This is a genomic window from Pseudomonas sp. 10S5 (genome assembly GCF_035019745.1).
Taxonomy (GTDB): domain Bacteria; phylum Pseudomonadota; class Gammaproteobacteria; order Pseudomonadales; family Pseudomonadaceae; genus Aquipseudomonas.
Map to the genome: position 1 here is coordinate 79216 of NZ_JASJVL010000014.1, position 15336 is coordinate 94551.

Consider the following 15336-nt stretch of genomic DNA (forward strand, 5'->3'; position numbering starts at 1 on the left):
AGCTAACCGCCCGATTCATAGTCGTTAAAAATCACATCTTTTTATGCACCACTACCCAGGCTGCAAATGCGTCGATAAAGGTTTGCAGGAAGGGTTTGATATTTTCAGACAACGTGCCCGCTTCGTTGAAAAAGCTGCCGGCATTGCCCAAATACGCTTCTGGTTGCTGCATACACGGTACGTTGAGGAACACCAGTGACTGACGCAAATGATGATTGGCGCCGAATCCACCAATACCACCCGGCGACGCACTAACAACCGCGCCGGGTTTGGCGCCCCCCCAAGCGCTTTGGCCATACGGACGCGAGCCCACGTCAATGGCGTTCTTCAAAACTCCCGGCACGGAGCGATTGTATTCTGGGGTTACGAACAGAAACCCATCTGCCGCCATTAGTTGCTGGCGAAACGTCACATAAGCAGCCGGGGGATCACCTGCATCGATGTCTTCGTTATATAAAGGCAAGTTTCCTATCTCGATGATCTTCAGTTCAAGGCCTTGCGGCGCCAACTCGGTCAGCGCAAGTGCGACCTTACGGTTGATCGAGTCTCTTCTCAGGCTGCCCACGAGGACTGCAATTTTGTAGACCGGGCTCATGGAAATCTCCACATATCGGTTAGAGGTGGTTCAGTTATAGATGACGCAGCACACTTCGTCTGGTTTTCAATGCCGAGCGCTGCGACACCGCGCAGAATATCCCTGCAAAAACGTCTTTTGATGCAGTAATTAATCCCCTGACTATTTTTTTCGATTTAGAAAACTCGCTGATCAAATGACGGTCTGATCGACAAGTAGGCAGTCACTGAGCTTGTTCTTTCAGACTTACCTTACAAGCGGGCGTAGACTGTCTTCGCGCAGTGTTAGCATGTCAGCGCAATTGAGCGGTTATCTCAGAGGTTACAAAGCAAATGGCTTCAGTTCTCGTTGGACAATTTCATGCAAGGGACGCGGAAGGCCGTGTCTATTCGGTGCATGAATTCCAGGAATCACTGCCGGATGCGGCGAGCGGCAAGGAGCCAGTCACAACATATCGTTTGGCCATTGGTGATCGAGTTACCCACTTGGGTGGGGACGACTTCGAATTGCTCCAGTCCAAAGTAAAAATGACCCGCACCTGATTCAGGTTATCAATTACGCTGTGATCTGATTCCCTGCGCGCCGCTTAAAAGCTCTGCTTTCATTTTCGCTTTTATGCGGAAAAATAAGGAACGACGCCAAGCGGCAGTTCAGGTGATCCACAACACCGGGCTTTGTTTTTGATTGCCTTGCGATTACTCAAAAATCAAATACCAGAAAATCGCGGTTTCCCGGGTGTCAGGATCAATGGCACGGTAAAGCAGGTGGTCAATTCCGCCCACTGTGTATCCGCAACGCTCATAAAGCTTGCACGCGGCCAAGTTGTTGTTTTGTGTTTCAAGCATGATGCCCGGCAAGTTACGCTTGCGACTCCAGAATTGCGCGACTTCAAGCAACGACCGGGCGACGCCAGTACGTCGGGCAGACGCATCGACTGCCAATTCATCGACATGAGCAAAACCGTTCCAGTGAGTACTGAGCACCATATGGCCAACTGCCTGCTCCCCTAACCAAGCCACCAATACGGTATTTTCAGGGCCATGCCGATAGCAATCGAACTCTTGGGCGTCTATCCCATAATTCTTGAGGTAAGGCGAGACCGGTTCGACCTCCCAGCGCTCGACGCGCTGCCCAATCTGAGCAAGCGCGTAGCCGCTGACGGTAAAGGTGAACTCACTGTTGAGGATGTAATCCTCAAAGCACTCATCCGCAACGCGAATAGACAGTGCAGGGTTAGTTTCGGTCATTGCACCTCTGACTGAGGTTGATAAAAACTGCGGCTAATGAATCGTCGCTTGCGCCTCAAGCAATTGAACCCATAGCGCGGGCGCTCCGGCAGACTTAGCAATGGCAGCCATTCGTATATCGTGCTCAGCGATATCGCTGTCGCTGGCCAGAATCACGCGCGAAGGCCGTCGATCACTGGGCAAGCGACGGATCTCTGTGGCGGTATTGCCAGACCCTTCGCCTGAACCATTGCCGTCAGTTGCGTTGCCCGCAAGGGACAAGCTGGTCTGACCGCCGGTCATCGTCAGGTAAACGTCCGCCAGAATCTCGGCATCGAGCAAAGCGCCATGTAATTCTCGGCCCGAATTATCTACGCCGTATCGCTTGCACAACGCATCAAGGCTATTACGTTGGCCAGGATGGCGTTCACGGGCCATCGCTAGCGTGTCGAGAATAGTGCAATGCTGAGTGAGATCAGCCTTGTCTCGCTGACCTAGTAGCGCAAATTCATTATTGATGAACCCAACGTCGAACGCGGCGTTGTGGATGATCAACTGAGCACCCTTGATAAATTCGAAAAACTCTTCAGCGACTTCGTTGAAGCGCGGCTTACCAATCAGAAATTCGGTGGTGATACCGTGAACGCCAACGGCCCCTTCATCGCTTTCGCGGTCCGGTTGCAAATACACGTGAAAGTGCCGCCCGGTCAGGCGTCGGCCGATCAGTTCAACACAGCCAATCTCAATCACCCGATGCCCGTCAGTAACGGGCATACCAGTGGTTTCGGTATCGAGTACAACAGATCTAAGCACCATAAATTGTGAATTCTCAACGCTTCAACACCGCACAGGGGCAGAATTTTAGCACACACCGCCGCGCCAAATAGCGGTCGCATGGCGACCCAGGGGTGACGCAGAATTCAACACTTGAACATCACGGCCTCAACACCACCCTGCCGATGACCTCAAACTCCTCCATGTAGCGCTGTGCTGACAGGGCTTTCTCCAGCGGAAATACTTTATCGACTTGCGACGTTAACAGGCCTTGCGCCGTAAGCTTGTTGATGACGTCTAACGCCTTACACACCGCGTCGTGATTGGGCTCAACGCCCAATTCGGCTTTGCCAGTGAAGTTACTCAGGCAATGTACGAAAAACTTGATGTTCTTTTGGAATGCCTCTTGAGCCGGGAACGGAGTCTGATTGCCACTTTTCAGACCATAAAGGACCACGCTACCCCGTGGAGCAAGGGCATCCACCAACAGATTCATCTGTGAACCGCCCAAACCGTCGAATATGGCATCGACCCCTTTACCACCTGTCAATTTGTTCACCCGATGAATCAAATCATGCTCTTGCGTCAACACGACTATCTTCGCGCCCAGGTCGAGTAAGCGCTGCTTGTCGACGCTGTTCTTGGCGGCCGCAATAACGTTCAGGCCAAGCGCTTTACCCAATTGCAAAAAAGCAGGACCAGCGCACTGGCTTGCGTCGGTGATCAGTACAGTCTGCCCCGAGCTGACCTTGGCCAAGTCGATGTAAGCAAAATACGCCAGTAGCAATGATGTGTAATGAACACTGGCTTGGGCCGCGGTCAATACATCGGGGTAGACCGTTAGTGCCGAACGTGGCAATGCCAGGTACTTGCCGCTCAAGGTATCTGTGTAATCTCCTTCGCAGGAATAGGTCGCAACTTTGTCACCGCGAGACACGTCAGTAACCTCATTGCCAACCGCGATTACAATGCCCGCAATTTCTTTCCCTAGCCCTTGGGGCAATTGCGTTTGAGCTGCAATCGGGTTCAGGCGCCATAAGGCGTCATAGGGGCTGATGCCGATGGATTCAATCCGTATCAGTACTTGGTGGGCAGTAAGTTGACCGACGAAACGGTCTTGGGATTCGACTGTTCCGGCGGTGTCTTTGGATTCGGGACGAATCGAGTGTTGCATTTGACACCTCATGGCGTGAGCTATGGGTGAAGACTCTATCCAGCCCAGGCAATAGGGGCCATTGACGCGTATCAATAGTCGCAATGCCTGCTGTTGATGGGAATAGACGGAACTTTAGGCTTTGAATGTGGGGAGATTAGGGAGGGGCATGGAGCTTCGCGATGAATTCTATCCTGCGGGGGAACGGGACATGGGAGCCCCGCGCGAAATCCCCCGAGCGACGCCGGATTTATACAATAAGTGCTACTAGCGCCCGAAAGCCCTTAGCCCTGCTTCACTCCTCTGATCTCATCAACCCCACGATTTGCCAATTGGTCTGCGCGCTCATTGCCGTCATGCCCGGTATGACCGCGTACCCATTTCCAGGTCACGGTATGGCGATTGACTTGTTCATCTAACAATTGCCACAAATCAGCATTTTTTACTGGCTGCTTGGCTGCCGTTTTCCAGCCGCGCTTTTTCCAGTTAACCAGCCACTCCTTCATGCCCTTCATGACGTACTCGGAGTCGGTCACCACCAGCACGTCACACTGACGCTTAAGCTCTTCCAGTCCACGGATGGCCGCCGTTAATTCCATGCGATTGTTGGTGGTATTGGCTTCGCCACCCCAAAGCTCTTTTTCCACGCCTTTGCACACCAATAGCGCTCCCCAGCCACCGGGACCAGGGTTACCCTTGCAGGCGCCATCGGTAAAAATTTCAACGCGTTCGTTCGCGACAACCTGTTCCATCAAACTTCCCATCTTAAAAATATGGCCATCAGGCTTTTAGGGTTGCGAATTGCGTCGATTGACCTTTGCCATCGGCAATGGCAGGAGCTTGCCCATGGGCTGGCGCTGGACTTGGCGTACTGGGCGCAGGCCAACCACTATTTTGCGTGCCACCAATAGGTAGAAGCCGCCCCCCGGACTTTGCCAACTATCGCCGAGGCGCTCAAGCCCGGCCAGTCGCGCTTGCCAAGCGGTCGATGCAAGCGGCGGACGATAGCACCCGAAGCGTCGTTTCTCCAGCGCGAAGCCCAGCAGGTTCAACCAGTCCGCGACCCGTGAAGGAGAAATACAACGGGCTTTGCGTAGCGCGTCATGGGCAAAAAAATGTCGCAGTCCCCAGGCACTCCATGGGTTGATTCCTATGATAAGTAAATGGCCGCCGGGGCGAACACTCGCCGCTGCTTCACGTAACAAGCCATGAGGCGATAGGCAGAAATCCAGGCCATGCTGCAAAACCACAACGTCAGCCGCATGCTCACTAAGCGGCCAGGCTTGCTCTTCACAGACAATTTCAACACCGGGCAACGGCGCGCCAAGGCGCACGTTACGCTGAACCTGTTTGGCTTGCGGCGGCGCGTCGGCGGAAGGTCCGTAATGGACCAGGTAGCCCCCAAAGTAACGGCCCAACTCATCTTCGAGAACCCTCCGCTCTTCCTCCAGCAACAATTGCCCTAGCGGCTCAGACAACCATTCGCGGGCCGAGCTGATCAAAGCAAGCCATTCAGGATCAGCCTGGGCGAAAGCTTCATCAGTCATCTGTGATCTCCAAGTGGGCGCTCGCTTAGCGCCTCAACAAACCCTAAGATGCACCATTGTTTCCTGCTTAGCGAACTGAGCCATGATACAAATTGATGCCCTACCCGCTTTTACTGACAACTATATTTGGTTGTTACAAGACGCTTCCAGCAAACGCTGCGCCGTGGTCGATCCCGGCGATGCCGAACCGGTTTTAGCATGGTTGAAACAGCACCCTGACTGGCAGCTCAGCGACATCCTGGTCACCCATCACCACGATGACCATGTAGGCGGGGTCGAACAGCTAAAAACCGTCACCGGCGCCCGAGTGCTCGGCCCTGCAGCGGAGAAAATCCCGGCGCGAGACATCGCGCTCAACGATAACGATTCGATTACCGTTCTCGGTCTGGGTTTCGACGTCTTTGCAGTACCTGGTCATACTTTGGGCCACATAGCCTTCTACCATGACGATCCGCAGGCCCCCCTATTGTTCTGCGGCGATACCTTATTCGCTGCGGGATGTGGCCGCCTGTTCGAGGGGACGCCAGCGCAAATGCATGATTCGCTCAGTCGCCTCGCAGGGCTACCCGATAGCACCCTAATTTACTGCACACACGAATATACGCTCAGTAACCTTCGCTTCGCTCAAGCAGTAGAGCCAGCCAACCTCGATATCGCTGAACGCTTCATTCAAGTCAGTCACTGGCGCAGTGAAAATCGCATCAGCTTGCCCTCCAATCTAGCGTTGGAACGACGCACCAACCCGTTTATTCGAACCCACGAAATCGCTGTCAAAGAAAAAGCAGACGAACGGACCGGCACCGACAATCGGTCGTCCACAGCTATTTTTGCTAGCCTGCGCGCGTGGAAAGATAAGTTCTAATTGCGACCTTTATCGGTACAAAAATTCTGAAAGGTTGACCATTGGCCAAGCGGTTCCTAGAATCGCCCGACATTTTCGCTTGGAACACCCCCCCAGCCAATGTCGTCATCCATACGCACAACCATCAATTCAGACGCATTGACTCGGTTAGCCCAGGCTATAGCTGTAGTCCTGAGTGCCACACTGGCGGGCTGCCAGACCACGAGCAGTATTCAGCCCGTCAGCAGCCATCGAGCAGCTAGCCTGGCGACAGAATTCAAGCAAAAACCGATTTTCCTAAGTGAAAAACCGACGCCGCTTGCGCCACAGGATGTTTGGGAGCGAATGCGTCAGGGGTTCCAACTGCAAGAAGGCAACGGCCAAAACCCGCGCATAGACCAACAACGTCTCTGGTTTGCTAACAATCCGGCGTTTTTGGAAGCGGCGGGCGAGCGTGGCAGTCTCTATATGCATTACATCGTAGAGCGCCTCGCAGAACGCAACATGCCACTTGAATTAGCACTGCTCCCGGTGATTGAAAGCGCGTACAACCCCATGGCGTATTCGCGCAGCGATGCTGTTGGTTTGTGGCAATTCATTCCTTCCACCGGACGTTACTTCAATTTGCGTCAGACGAGCTTTTATGACGGTCGCCGCGACATCACGGCGTCAACTATCGCGGCACTGGACTACCTGACGCGTCTGCATGACATGTTCAACGGCGACTGGCTGCTAGCCTTGGCAGCGTACAACGCTGGCGAAGGCACAGTCAGCCGCGCAATTGAGCGCAACCAGAAGCTCGGCTTGCCCACTGACTACTGGAACCTGTCATTGCCGCAGGAAACCCAGGATTACGTGCCTAAGTTCTTAGCACTTTCGCAAGTAGTCATGGCGCCAGAAGCCTATGGCGTCAATCTGAATCCAATTGCTAACGTGCCGTATTTTAAGGTCGTCGAGCTTAATCGGACGATGGACTTGTCAAAAGTGGCCGCGATGGCCGATATCGACGAAGACGAACTATTCCAGCTCAACCCTGCCTTCAAAAAGCGCATGACCATCGACGGCCCCCAGCAACTGCTGGTGCCAACGGCCAAGGCGCAGTTATTGACCGCCAGCTTGTCGAATATGAAACCGCAGGAGTTGGTGGACTGGCAGCAATATAAGGTGCGCCGTGGCGATACGTTGGCAAGCTTGGCTAGCCGCTATCGGGTGTCGGTCAACACCATTAGGGACGTGAATAAACTGTCCTCAAAAGGTGTACACGCGGGCCAAACGTTAAGCATTCCAACTATCCCCGGCATGCCCCCCGCAGGACCTGCGTTCAAGGAAATAGCCAGCCGTGACGCCTCATCTACGAACCGCAGCTACCAGGTTAAAAAAGGCGACAGTTTGGCGACCATCGCTAAAGCGCATAAGGTCGAAGTCAAAGAGTTGCAGCACTGGAACGGCCTCTCCGGCCAGCATTTGAAAATCGGGCAGATGCTGGTCATGCAAGGTGTTGGCAAAAAAACCAAAACCCGATCAACCTCTGTCGCCAGTGCAAAATCCAAAACCAGCAGAAAATCGACTACCCAATACACGATCCGAAAAGGCGACTCGATGTACTTGGTGGCCAAGCGTTTCAACGTTGAAATGCAGCACCTCAAACGCTGGAATCCACGCAGCGGTATGGCGTTGAAGCCTGGCGAGACCTTGACGGTGTTTAGAAACGATTGAGTTCGACCTGCCGAACAGGCTCACGTCTTTTTCCAGCCGATACAAGCTGTTACTGTACCGACCCAGCAGTCTAAGCTGCCTAAGTCGGATGCCAGACTTGATACGTTTCCTCCTGTTATTTGTCAGCCTGGTGTCGAGTTTTCCCGTAGCCGCAACCATCAGCGAAAGCCATGGCTATGCGCAGTTCGGTGTACTCAAGTACCCAGCTAGTTTTACTCACTTCGACTGGGTCAATCCCGAGGCGCCAAAAGGTGGCACCTTGCGGCTCATGGCGTTTGGCACGTTCGATACGCTTAACCCTTACACCTTCAAGGGTAGCAGCCCGGTTTCGACGCCGAATCTACTGCAATACGGCGTCAACGAACTCAACGAACCACTGATGGTCGGCACCGGCCAATATGACCCTTCCGGCGATGAACCAACCTCCAGCTACGGTTTAATCGCGCAAACGGTTGAGTACAGCGAAGACCGCAGCTGGGTGGTTTTTAACCTCCGCCCGCAGGCCCGGTTTAACGATGGCAAGCCAATCACCGCTTACGACGTCGCATTCTCCTATCGGATATTGCTCAAAGAAGGCCACCCGCAATACCGCACCAGCCTGCAGGAAGTGGCACGGGTAGACATCCTTGGCAGACACCGGATTCGCTTTGTGTTCAAGCGCTTCGGCAATCCGCTGTTGATTTTGCGTCTGGGCGAACTGCCTGTGCTGCCTCAACACTATTGGAAAAACCGAGACTTCAAGGCCACTACGTTCGAACCTCCTGTGGGCAGTGGTCCTTATCGAATTACCCAGGTGCAGCCCGGCAGGCGCTTGGTCTTCGAGCGAGTCAAGGAGTGGTGGGGCAAGGACTTGCCCGTCAACCGCGGCAAGTACAACTTCAATCGCGTGGAGGTTGAGTTCTACCGCGATAGCGACGTCGCGTTCGAAGCGTTTAAAGCCAATGAATTTGATATCTACATTGAGCATCAAGCCAAGAACTGGGCTTCGGGCTACAACTTCCCAGCGATGGCACGCGGCGATGTGATTAAAGCGCAGATTCGTCACAAGATCGCGACACAAAGCCAAGTGCTGTTCATGAACACGCGGCGTAGCAACTTTGTAGACGTAAAAATTCGAGAAGCACTCAGCCTAATGTTCAATTTTGAGTGGACTAACCGAACGCTGTTCAGCGACGCCTATACGCACTCATTAAGCTACTACCCCAACAGCGAATTCACTGCCAGTGGCCTGCCTGAGGGGCGCGAATGGCTAATGTTGGCGCCGTGGCGCAACCAGCTGCCACCCAAGCTGTTTACCGAGCCATTCAGCGTATCCAGGACTGACGGCGGCGCAATTCCCAGAGAAACCTTACGCCGGGTTCTTGGTCTATTGGCCGAAGCGGGCTGGACGCTGTCTGACCAACGCCTGCTGAACCGCAACGGACAGCCGTTGCGCTTCGAAATACTGCTGGTGAATCCAAACCTAGAACGTATCTTGCAACCCTACGTTGAAGATCTGTCACGCATAGGTATAGAAGCCCGCCTGCGCACGGTAGATCCTGCCCAGTATAAACAACGCCTGGACCAATTCGACTTCGACATGATTTCCATGACTCTCAATCAGAGCCTGAGTCCAGGCCTAGAGCAGTGGCAGTATTTCCATTCCAGTCAGGCGACGACCCAGGGCAGCAAGAACTACGCGGGCGTTTCCAGCCCGGTGGTTGACAGCTTTCTAAATCACCTAATCACTGCACAAACCCACGAACAACAACTTGCCGCCACACGTGCGCTGGATCGGGTTTTGCTCTGGCAGTATTACAGTATCCCTAATTGGTACCTCGATTATCATCGCCTGGCGTACCGCAACCGGTTCGTCATGGTCACCACCCCGCCCTATACTCTGGGTTTGCGCGCGTGGTGGCTAAAGCCTTCGGAGAAGATTCAATGACTGCCATGCGCTCCCTGCGGTTGCAGGCCAGTGGCATCGTGCTGATGGGGTTAGCCTGCATCACCCAAGCCGCCCCCGAACACGCCGTGACCCTGTATAACGAGGCGCCGAAATACCCCGCGAACTTCAAGCACTTCGACTACGTCAACCCAGACGCACCCAAGGGCGGCACGTTTCGTCAGGCAGGATTCGGGGGTTTCGACAGCCTAAATCCTTTTATCAGCAAGGGGGTGCCTGCCGACAGCATCGGCATGATCTACGACACCCTAGCTCGTCAAGGTCTGGACGAACCGTTCACAGAATACGGATTGATTGCCAGCAAAATCGAAAAAGCCCCCGACAACAGCTGGGTACGCTTCTATCTACGCCCGCAAGCGCATTTCCACGACGGCCACCCAATACGTGCTGAAGACGTCGTTTTCAGCTTTCAGACCTTGATCAAAAGCGGTGCGCCAATGTTTCGCGGCTATTACGCGGATGTCGATCAGGTGATTGCCGAAGACCCTTTGCGCGTGTTGTTCACGTTCAAACATACCAACAACCGTGAGCTGCCATTGATTCTCGGCCAGATACCGGTTCTACCCAAACACTGGTGGGAACACCGCGACTTCAGCAAGGGTACTCTGGAAATTCCGCTGGGCAGCGGGCCGTACAAGGTCGCAGATGTCGAGGCTGGGCGCTCGATTCGATACGAGCGGGTCAAGGACTACTGGGGCAAAGACCTTCCAGTCAACAGTGGCTTTTATAATTTCGACACTATGACCTTCGACTCTTACCGGGATAACACCGTTGCCTTGGAAGCGCTTAAGGCTGGACAATTCGACTATTGGCTAGAAATCAGCGCGAAGAACTGGGCCACGGCCTACAACACTCCTGCGGTCAAAGCCGGTCGGCTGATCAAGGAAGAAATCCCCAACGGCAACCCTACCGGCATGCAGGGTTTTGTATTCAACTTGCGGCGCCCTATTTTCCAAGACCCTCGGGTACGTCAAGCGCTCAGCCTGCTGTTGGATTTCGAATGGACCAACAAGCAGCTTTTCAATGGCGCCTACACCCGCACCAAAAGCTATTTCGACAACTCCGAGATGGCCTCGCGTGGCTTACCGTCTAACGATGAACTTGCGATTCTTGAGCCCCTGCGCGGCAAGATCCCGGCCAAGGTATTCACCGATGAATTCAAGCTGCCGGTGACCGATGGCAGCGGGATGATTCGCCCACAACAACGTCAGGCATTCCAGCTATTGCAGGAAGCCGGTTGGCGCATCGCCGGCGACAAGATGGTTGACGCCCAAGGCAAGCCGGTTCAAATCGAATTCTTACTGACACAGACTGAGTTCGAACGGGTATTGCTGCCGTTCAAACGCAATCTCAGCGACCTAGGCATTGATTTCGTTCTGCGTCGGGTCGACGTCTCGCAGTACGTTAACCGCCTGCGCTCGCGGGATTTCGATATGATCGTGAGCGGTTTTCCGCAATCGAGTTCCCCAGGCAATGAACAGCGAGAATACTGGGATTCATCCAGCGCCGACAAACCAGGCAGCCGCAATTTCATGGGGCTCAAAGACCCGGCCATCGACACCTTGGTCGAGGGCCTGATCAACGCCGATTCGCGGCAAAGCCTTGTTACCCAAGCGCGAGCCCTGGACCGGGCGCTGCTTTGGGGTTATTACGTGATTCCCAATTGGCACATCAAAACGTGGCGCGTGGCTTATTGGGACCATATTGGTCATCCGAAAACCACTGCACTGTACAATGTGGCACCTTCGACCTGGTGGGTAAAACCCGACGCCACCCAAGCTATTCCCGCGCCCATCCCCGGCCGAACCCCTGAGCAAGCCAAGCCGGCGAGCGTGGAGCAATAAGATGCTGGCCTATATATTTCGGCGCTTACTGCTGATAATCCCCACGCTGTTCGGCATATTGTTGATCAACTTCGTCATCATCCAAGCCGCCCCCGGCGGTCCAGTAGAACAAATGATTGCCAAAATCGAAGGCTTTGACGGCGCCACGAGTCGAATCGCTGGCGGTGGTGCCGAAGTGTCGGTGGCCGGTTCCAGCTATCGCGGCGCCCAAGGTCTAGACCCGGCGCTGATAAAAGAAATCGAGCACATGTACGGCTTTGACAAATCCGCGCCGCAACGGCTATGGATCATGATCAAGCACTACGCCGCCCTGGATTTCGGTGACAGCTTTTTTCGCGACGCCAAAGTAATAGATCTGATCAAAGAGAAAATGCCGGTCTCAATTTCTCTCGGGCTGTGGAGCACGTTGATCATGTATCTGGTGTCGATCCCACTGGGGATCGCCAAAGCCATGCGCCATGGCAGCCATTTCGACGTGTGGACCAGCACGGCAATCATTATCGGTTACGCGATTCCAGCCTTCCTTTTTGCGATATTGCTGATCGTGGTCTTCGCCGGCGGTAGCTATTTCGACTGGTTCCCGTTACGCGGCCTTACCTCGAACAACTTCGACGGACTCAGTTGGGGCGGCAAGATTCTGGATTACTTCTGGCATTTGGCATTGCCGGTAACCGCGCTGGTAATCGGCAACTTCGCGACCATGACCTTGCTGACCAAAAACAGCTTCCTTGATGAAATCGGTAAGCAGTACGTGGTCACGGCCAAGGCCAAGGGCTTGAGTCAGCGGGCTGTCCTATATGGCCATGTGTTCCGAAACGCAATGCTGTTGGTCATCGCCGGCTTCCCGTCTGCGTTCATTGGCATCTTCTTCACTGGCTCGCTGTTGGTGGAGGTAATTTTCTCCCTCGACGGACTGGGATTGATGAGTTTCGAAGCGGCGATCAACCGCGACTATCCCGTGGTGTTCGGCACTTTGTTTATCTTTACCCTGCTCGGACTGGTAGTGAAATTGATCGGCGACATTACCTATACGCTGGTCGACCCGCGTATAGACTTCGAAAGCAGGGAGCACTGATATGACGCTCTCACCGCTCAATCGTCGCCGCTTCGCCCGCTTCAAAGCCAACAAGCGTGGCTGGTGGTCGCTGTGGTTGTTTCTGGTGTTGTTCGGCCTGAGCCTCGGCGCCGAACTAATCGCCAATGACAAACCGCTGGCCGTGCGTTACGACGGCGAATGGTATTTCCCGGTGTTCAAGCGTTATCCCGAGACCACGTTCGGCGGCGAATTCCCGTTGGAAGCCAATTACAAAAGCCCGTACATCAAGGAGTTGATGAAGACCAAAGACGCCTGGACTCTTTGGGCACCGATCCCGTTCAGTTACCAAAGCATTAACTACGACCTGAAAGTTCCGGCGCCCGGTCCGCCCTCGTCGGAAAACTACTTCGGCACCGATGACCAAGGCCGCGATGTACTGGCTCGAGTGATCTACGGCTTCCGCGTCTCGGTGTTGTTTGCACTGACGTTGACGATTCTTAGCTCCATCATCGGCGTCATCGCTGGCGCGCTTCAGGGCTTTTACGGTGGCTGGGTGGATTTGGTCGGCCAGCGCTTTCTGGAAATCTGGTCCGGGTTGCCGGTGCTTTACTTACTGATCATCCTGGCAAGTTTCGTCCAACCCAACTTTTGGTGGCTGCTGGGCATCATGCTGCTGTTCTCCTGGATGAGCCTGGTAGACGTGGTACGTGCCGAATTTCTGCGTGGGCGCAACCTGGAATATGTGCGCGCGGCGCGGGCATTGGGTATGCAGAATGTAGCGATTATGTTTCGACATATATTGCCCAACGCCATGGTCTCCACCATGACCTTCATGCCGTTCATCCTGACCGGCGCTATAGGCACCCTGACCGCACTGGATTTTCTTGGCTTTGGTCTGCCCGCTGGCTCGCCGTCGCTGGGCGAGCTGGTGGCGCAAGGTAAATCCAATTTACAGGCGCCATGGCTCGGAATCAGCGCGTTCGCTGTGTTGGCCCTGATGCTCAGCTTGCTGGTGTTCATCGGCGAGTCCGCCCGCGACGCTTTTGACCCAAGGAAATGAGATGAACAAGGACAATTTGATCGAAGTCCGTGATCTCGCCGTCGAGTTTGTAGCCGACGGAAATATCCATCGAGTTGTCGAGGGCATCAGTTTCGATATCCGTCGCGGCGAAACCCTGGCGTTGGTCGGCGAAAGCGGGTCGGGCAAGTCTGTCATCGCGCATTCAATATTGCGCCTGCTGCCCTACCCGCTGGCACGCCATCCCAGCGGGATGATTTATTACGCCGGGCATGACTTGCTCAAGCTCAGTGAGAAACGCCTGCGTGCGATTCGTGGCAACCGGATCGCGATGGTTTTTCAAGAACCCATGACCTCGCTGAACCCGTTGCAGTCCATCGAAAAACAGGTCAACGAAGTGCTTAACCTGCATAAGGGCTTGCAAGGCAAGGCGGCCACTGTGCGGACGCTAGAGCTGCTTGAGTTGGTTGGTATCAATGAGCCACACAAAAGACTCAAAGCCCTGCCACACGAGCTCTCAGGCGGCCAGCGACAGCGTGTAATGATTGCCATGGCCCTCGCTAACGAACCCGAACTGTTGATTGCCGACGAACCGACCACCGCGCTGGACGTCACGGTGCAACTGAAAATCCTCGAACTGCTCAAGGAATTACAGGCCCGGTTGGGCATGGCGCTGCTGTTGATCAGCCACGATTTGAACCTGGTACGGCAAATTGCGCATCGCGTATGTGTCATGCAGCGCGGTTGTATCGTCGAACAAGCGTCCTGTGAGCAGCTGTTCCGTTCACCGCAGCATCCGTACACCCAAGTACTGCTCGGTGCAGAGCCAAGCGGAAGCCCGGCGAACACGATTGCAGGCGCCCCGTTACTTGAAGTAGAAGACCTGCGCGTCTGGTTTCCGATCAAGAAGGGGCTGTTCAAGCACACTGTCGATCATGTCAAAGCGGTGGACGGCATTAACTTCAGCCTGCTCCAAGGGCAGACACTGGGAATTGTCGGTGAAAGCGGCTCGGGCAAATCGACCATGGGCCTGGCGATTCTCAGGCTGATCGGGAGCCAAGGTGCGATACGGTTTCAAGGCAAAACGCTAGACTGCCTGACGCAGCAGCAGATACGTCCCCTGCGTCGGCAAATGCAGGTGGTGTTTCAGGACCCGTTTGGCAGCCTGAGCCCACGCATGACGGTGAGTGAAATTGTCGGTGAGGGCCTGCGCATTCATCGCATGGGCACCCCGACCGAGCAGGAAAGCGCGATCATTGAGGCGCTTAAGGAGGTAGGTCTGGATCCGGAGACTCGGCACCGCTACCCCCATGAATTTTCCGGTGGGCAGCGGCAGAGAATCGCCATTGCCCGGGCATTAGTGTTAAAACCGGCGCTGATTTTGCTGGACGAGCCCACTTCGGCGCTTGACCGGACCGTTCAGCGCCAAGTAGTGGAGCTGCTGCGGTCACTGCAAAGAAAGTACAACCTGACCTATTTGTTTATCAGCCATGACCTGGCGGTAGTCAAAGCGTTGAGCCACCAGTTAATGGTGATCAAACAAGGGCAAGTCGTTGAGCAAGGTTCGGCGCGCAGCATTTTTTCCGCGCCGCAACATCCCTATACACAGCAGCTGCTGGAGGCCGCCTTTTTGGCGCCGGTAGCTGTCGATTAACCTGAAGA

14 protein-coding genes are annotated in these 15336 nt (G+C 54.5%); 8 read left to right on the plus strand and 6 right to left on the minus strand.

The window, feature by feature from the left end; translation table 11 throughout:
- Window positions 1-31 precede the first annotated feature (31 nt).
- Entirely contained in the window at window positions 32-595 is a 564-nt protein-coding gene (locus QN378_RS16230) for an NAD(P)H-dependent oxidoreductase (RefSeq protein ID WP_322201888.1), read from the minus strand.
- Window positions 596-906: 311 nt separating this feature from the next.
- Here QN378_RS16230 and QN378_RS16235 point away from each other — a divergent pair, with 311 nt between their 5' ends.
- A complete protein-coding gene (locus QN378_RS16235) occupies window positions 907-1116 on the plus strand; it encodes a hypothetical protein (protein WP_322201886.1) in 210 nt (69 codons plus the stop codon).
- Between the two features lie 153 nt (window positions 1117-1269).
- Here QN378_RS16235 and QN378_RS16240 read toward each other — a convergent pair whose 3' ends face one another.
- The 5 genes from QN378_RS16240 to QN378_RS16260 form a co-directional block, all read right to left on the minus strand.
- The gene (locus tag QN378_RS16240) at window positions 1270-1821 is read right to left on the minus strand and encodes a GNAT family N-acetyltransferase (protein ID WP_323548304.1); all 552 of its coding nucleotides are present in this window, start codon (window positions 1819-1821) and stop codon (window positions 1270-1272) included.
- A 33-nt stretch (window positions 1822-1854) separates the two neighbouring features.
- Window positions 1855-2616, minus strand: coding sequence for a DNA polymerase III subunit epsilon (dnaQ, locus tag QN378_RS16245; RefSeq protein WP_322201882.1), 762 nt, complete (start codon window positions 2614-2616; stop codon window positions 1855-1857).
- Window positions 2617-2734: 118 nt separating this feature from the next.
- Window positions 2735-3748, minus strand: a complete 1014-nt coding sequence (locus QN378_RS16250) for a zinc-dependent alcohol dehydrogenase family protein (protein ID WP_322201880.1) — start codon at window positions 3746-3748, stop codon at window positions 2735-2737.
- Window positions 3749-4011: 263 nt separating this feature from the next.
- Window positions 4012-4479: a ribonuclease HI gene (rnhA, locus tag QN378_RS16255; RefSeq protein ID WP_322201878.1), complete on the minus strand. Its 468-nt coding sequence runs from the start codon at window positions 4477-4479 to the stop codon at window positions 4012-4014.
- 36 nt (window positions 4480-4515) lie between these two features.
- Window positions 4516-5274 (minus strand): methyltransferase domain-containing protein, encoded by a 759-nt coding sequence (locus tag QN378_RS16260; RefSeq protein WP_323548301.1) that lies wholly within the window; start codon window positions 5272-5274, stop codon window positions 4516-4518.
- 82 nt (window positions 5275-5356) lie between these two features.
- Here QN378_RS16260 and gloB point away from each other — a divergent pair, with 82 nt between their 5' ends.
- The 7 genes from gloB to QN378_RS16295 all read left to right on the plus strand — a co-directional run bounded on the left by gloB (window position 5357) and on the right by QN378_RS16295 (window position 15328).
- Window positions 5357-6136 (plus strand): hydroxyacylglutathione hydrolase, encoded by a 780-nt coding sequence (gene gloB, locus QN378_RS16265; protein ID WP_322201874.1) that lies wholly within the window; start codon window positions 5357-5359, stop codon window positions 6134-6136.
- Between the two features lie 99 nt (window positions 6137-6235).
- Window positions 6236-7831: a LysM peptidoglycan-binding domain-containing protein gene (locus tag QN378_RS16270; RefSeq protein WP_322201873.1), complete on the plus strand. Its 1596-nt coding sequence runs from the start codon at window positions 6236-6238 to the stop codon at window positions 7829-7831.
- A 97-nt stretch (window positions 7832-7928) separates the two neighbouring features.
- On the plus strand, window positions 7929-9758 hold the full coding sequence (locus QN378_RS16275; protein ID WP_323548299.1) for an extracellular solute-binding protein: 1830 nt from the start codon (window positions 7929-7931) through the stop codon (window positions 9756-9758).
- Complete coding sequence (locus QN378_RS16280; RefSeq protein WP_322201870.1) at window positions 9755-11620, plus strand: extracellular solute-binding protein; 1866 nt, start codon at window positions 9755-9757, stop codon at window positions 11618-11620. The genes QN378_RS16275 and QN378_RS16280 overlap by 4 nt, the downstream gene beginning before the upstream one ends.
- A 1-nt stretch (window position 11621) precedes the next feature.
- Window positions 11622-12695, plus strand: a complete 1074-nt coding sequence (locus QN378_RS16285) for a microcin C ABC transporter permease YejB (protein ID WP_322201869.1) — start codon at window positions 11622-11624, stop codon at window positions 12693-12695.
- Between the two features lies 1 nt (window position 12696).
- Complete coding sequence (locus tag QN378_RS16290; protein WP_322201867.1) at window positions 12697-13716, plus strand: ABC transporter permease; 1020 nt, start codon at window positions 12697-12699, stop codon at window positions 13714-13716.
- 1 nt (window position 13717) lies between these two features.
- Window positions 13718-15328 carry an ABC transporter ATP-binding protein gene (locus QN378_RS16295; protein ID WP_323548296.1) on the plus strand — a complete coding sequence of 537 codons (1611 nt, stop codon included), beginning with the start codon at window positions 13718-13720 and terminating at the stop codon, window positions 15326-15328.
- Window positions 15329-15336: the final 8 nt, after the last annotated feature.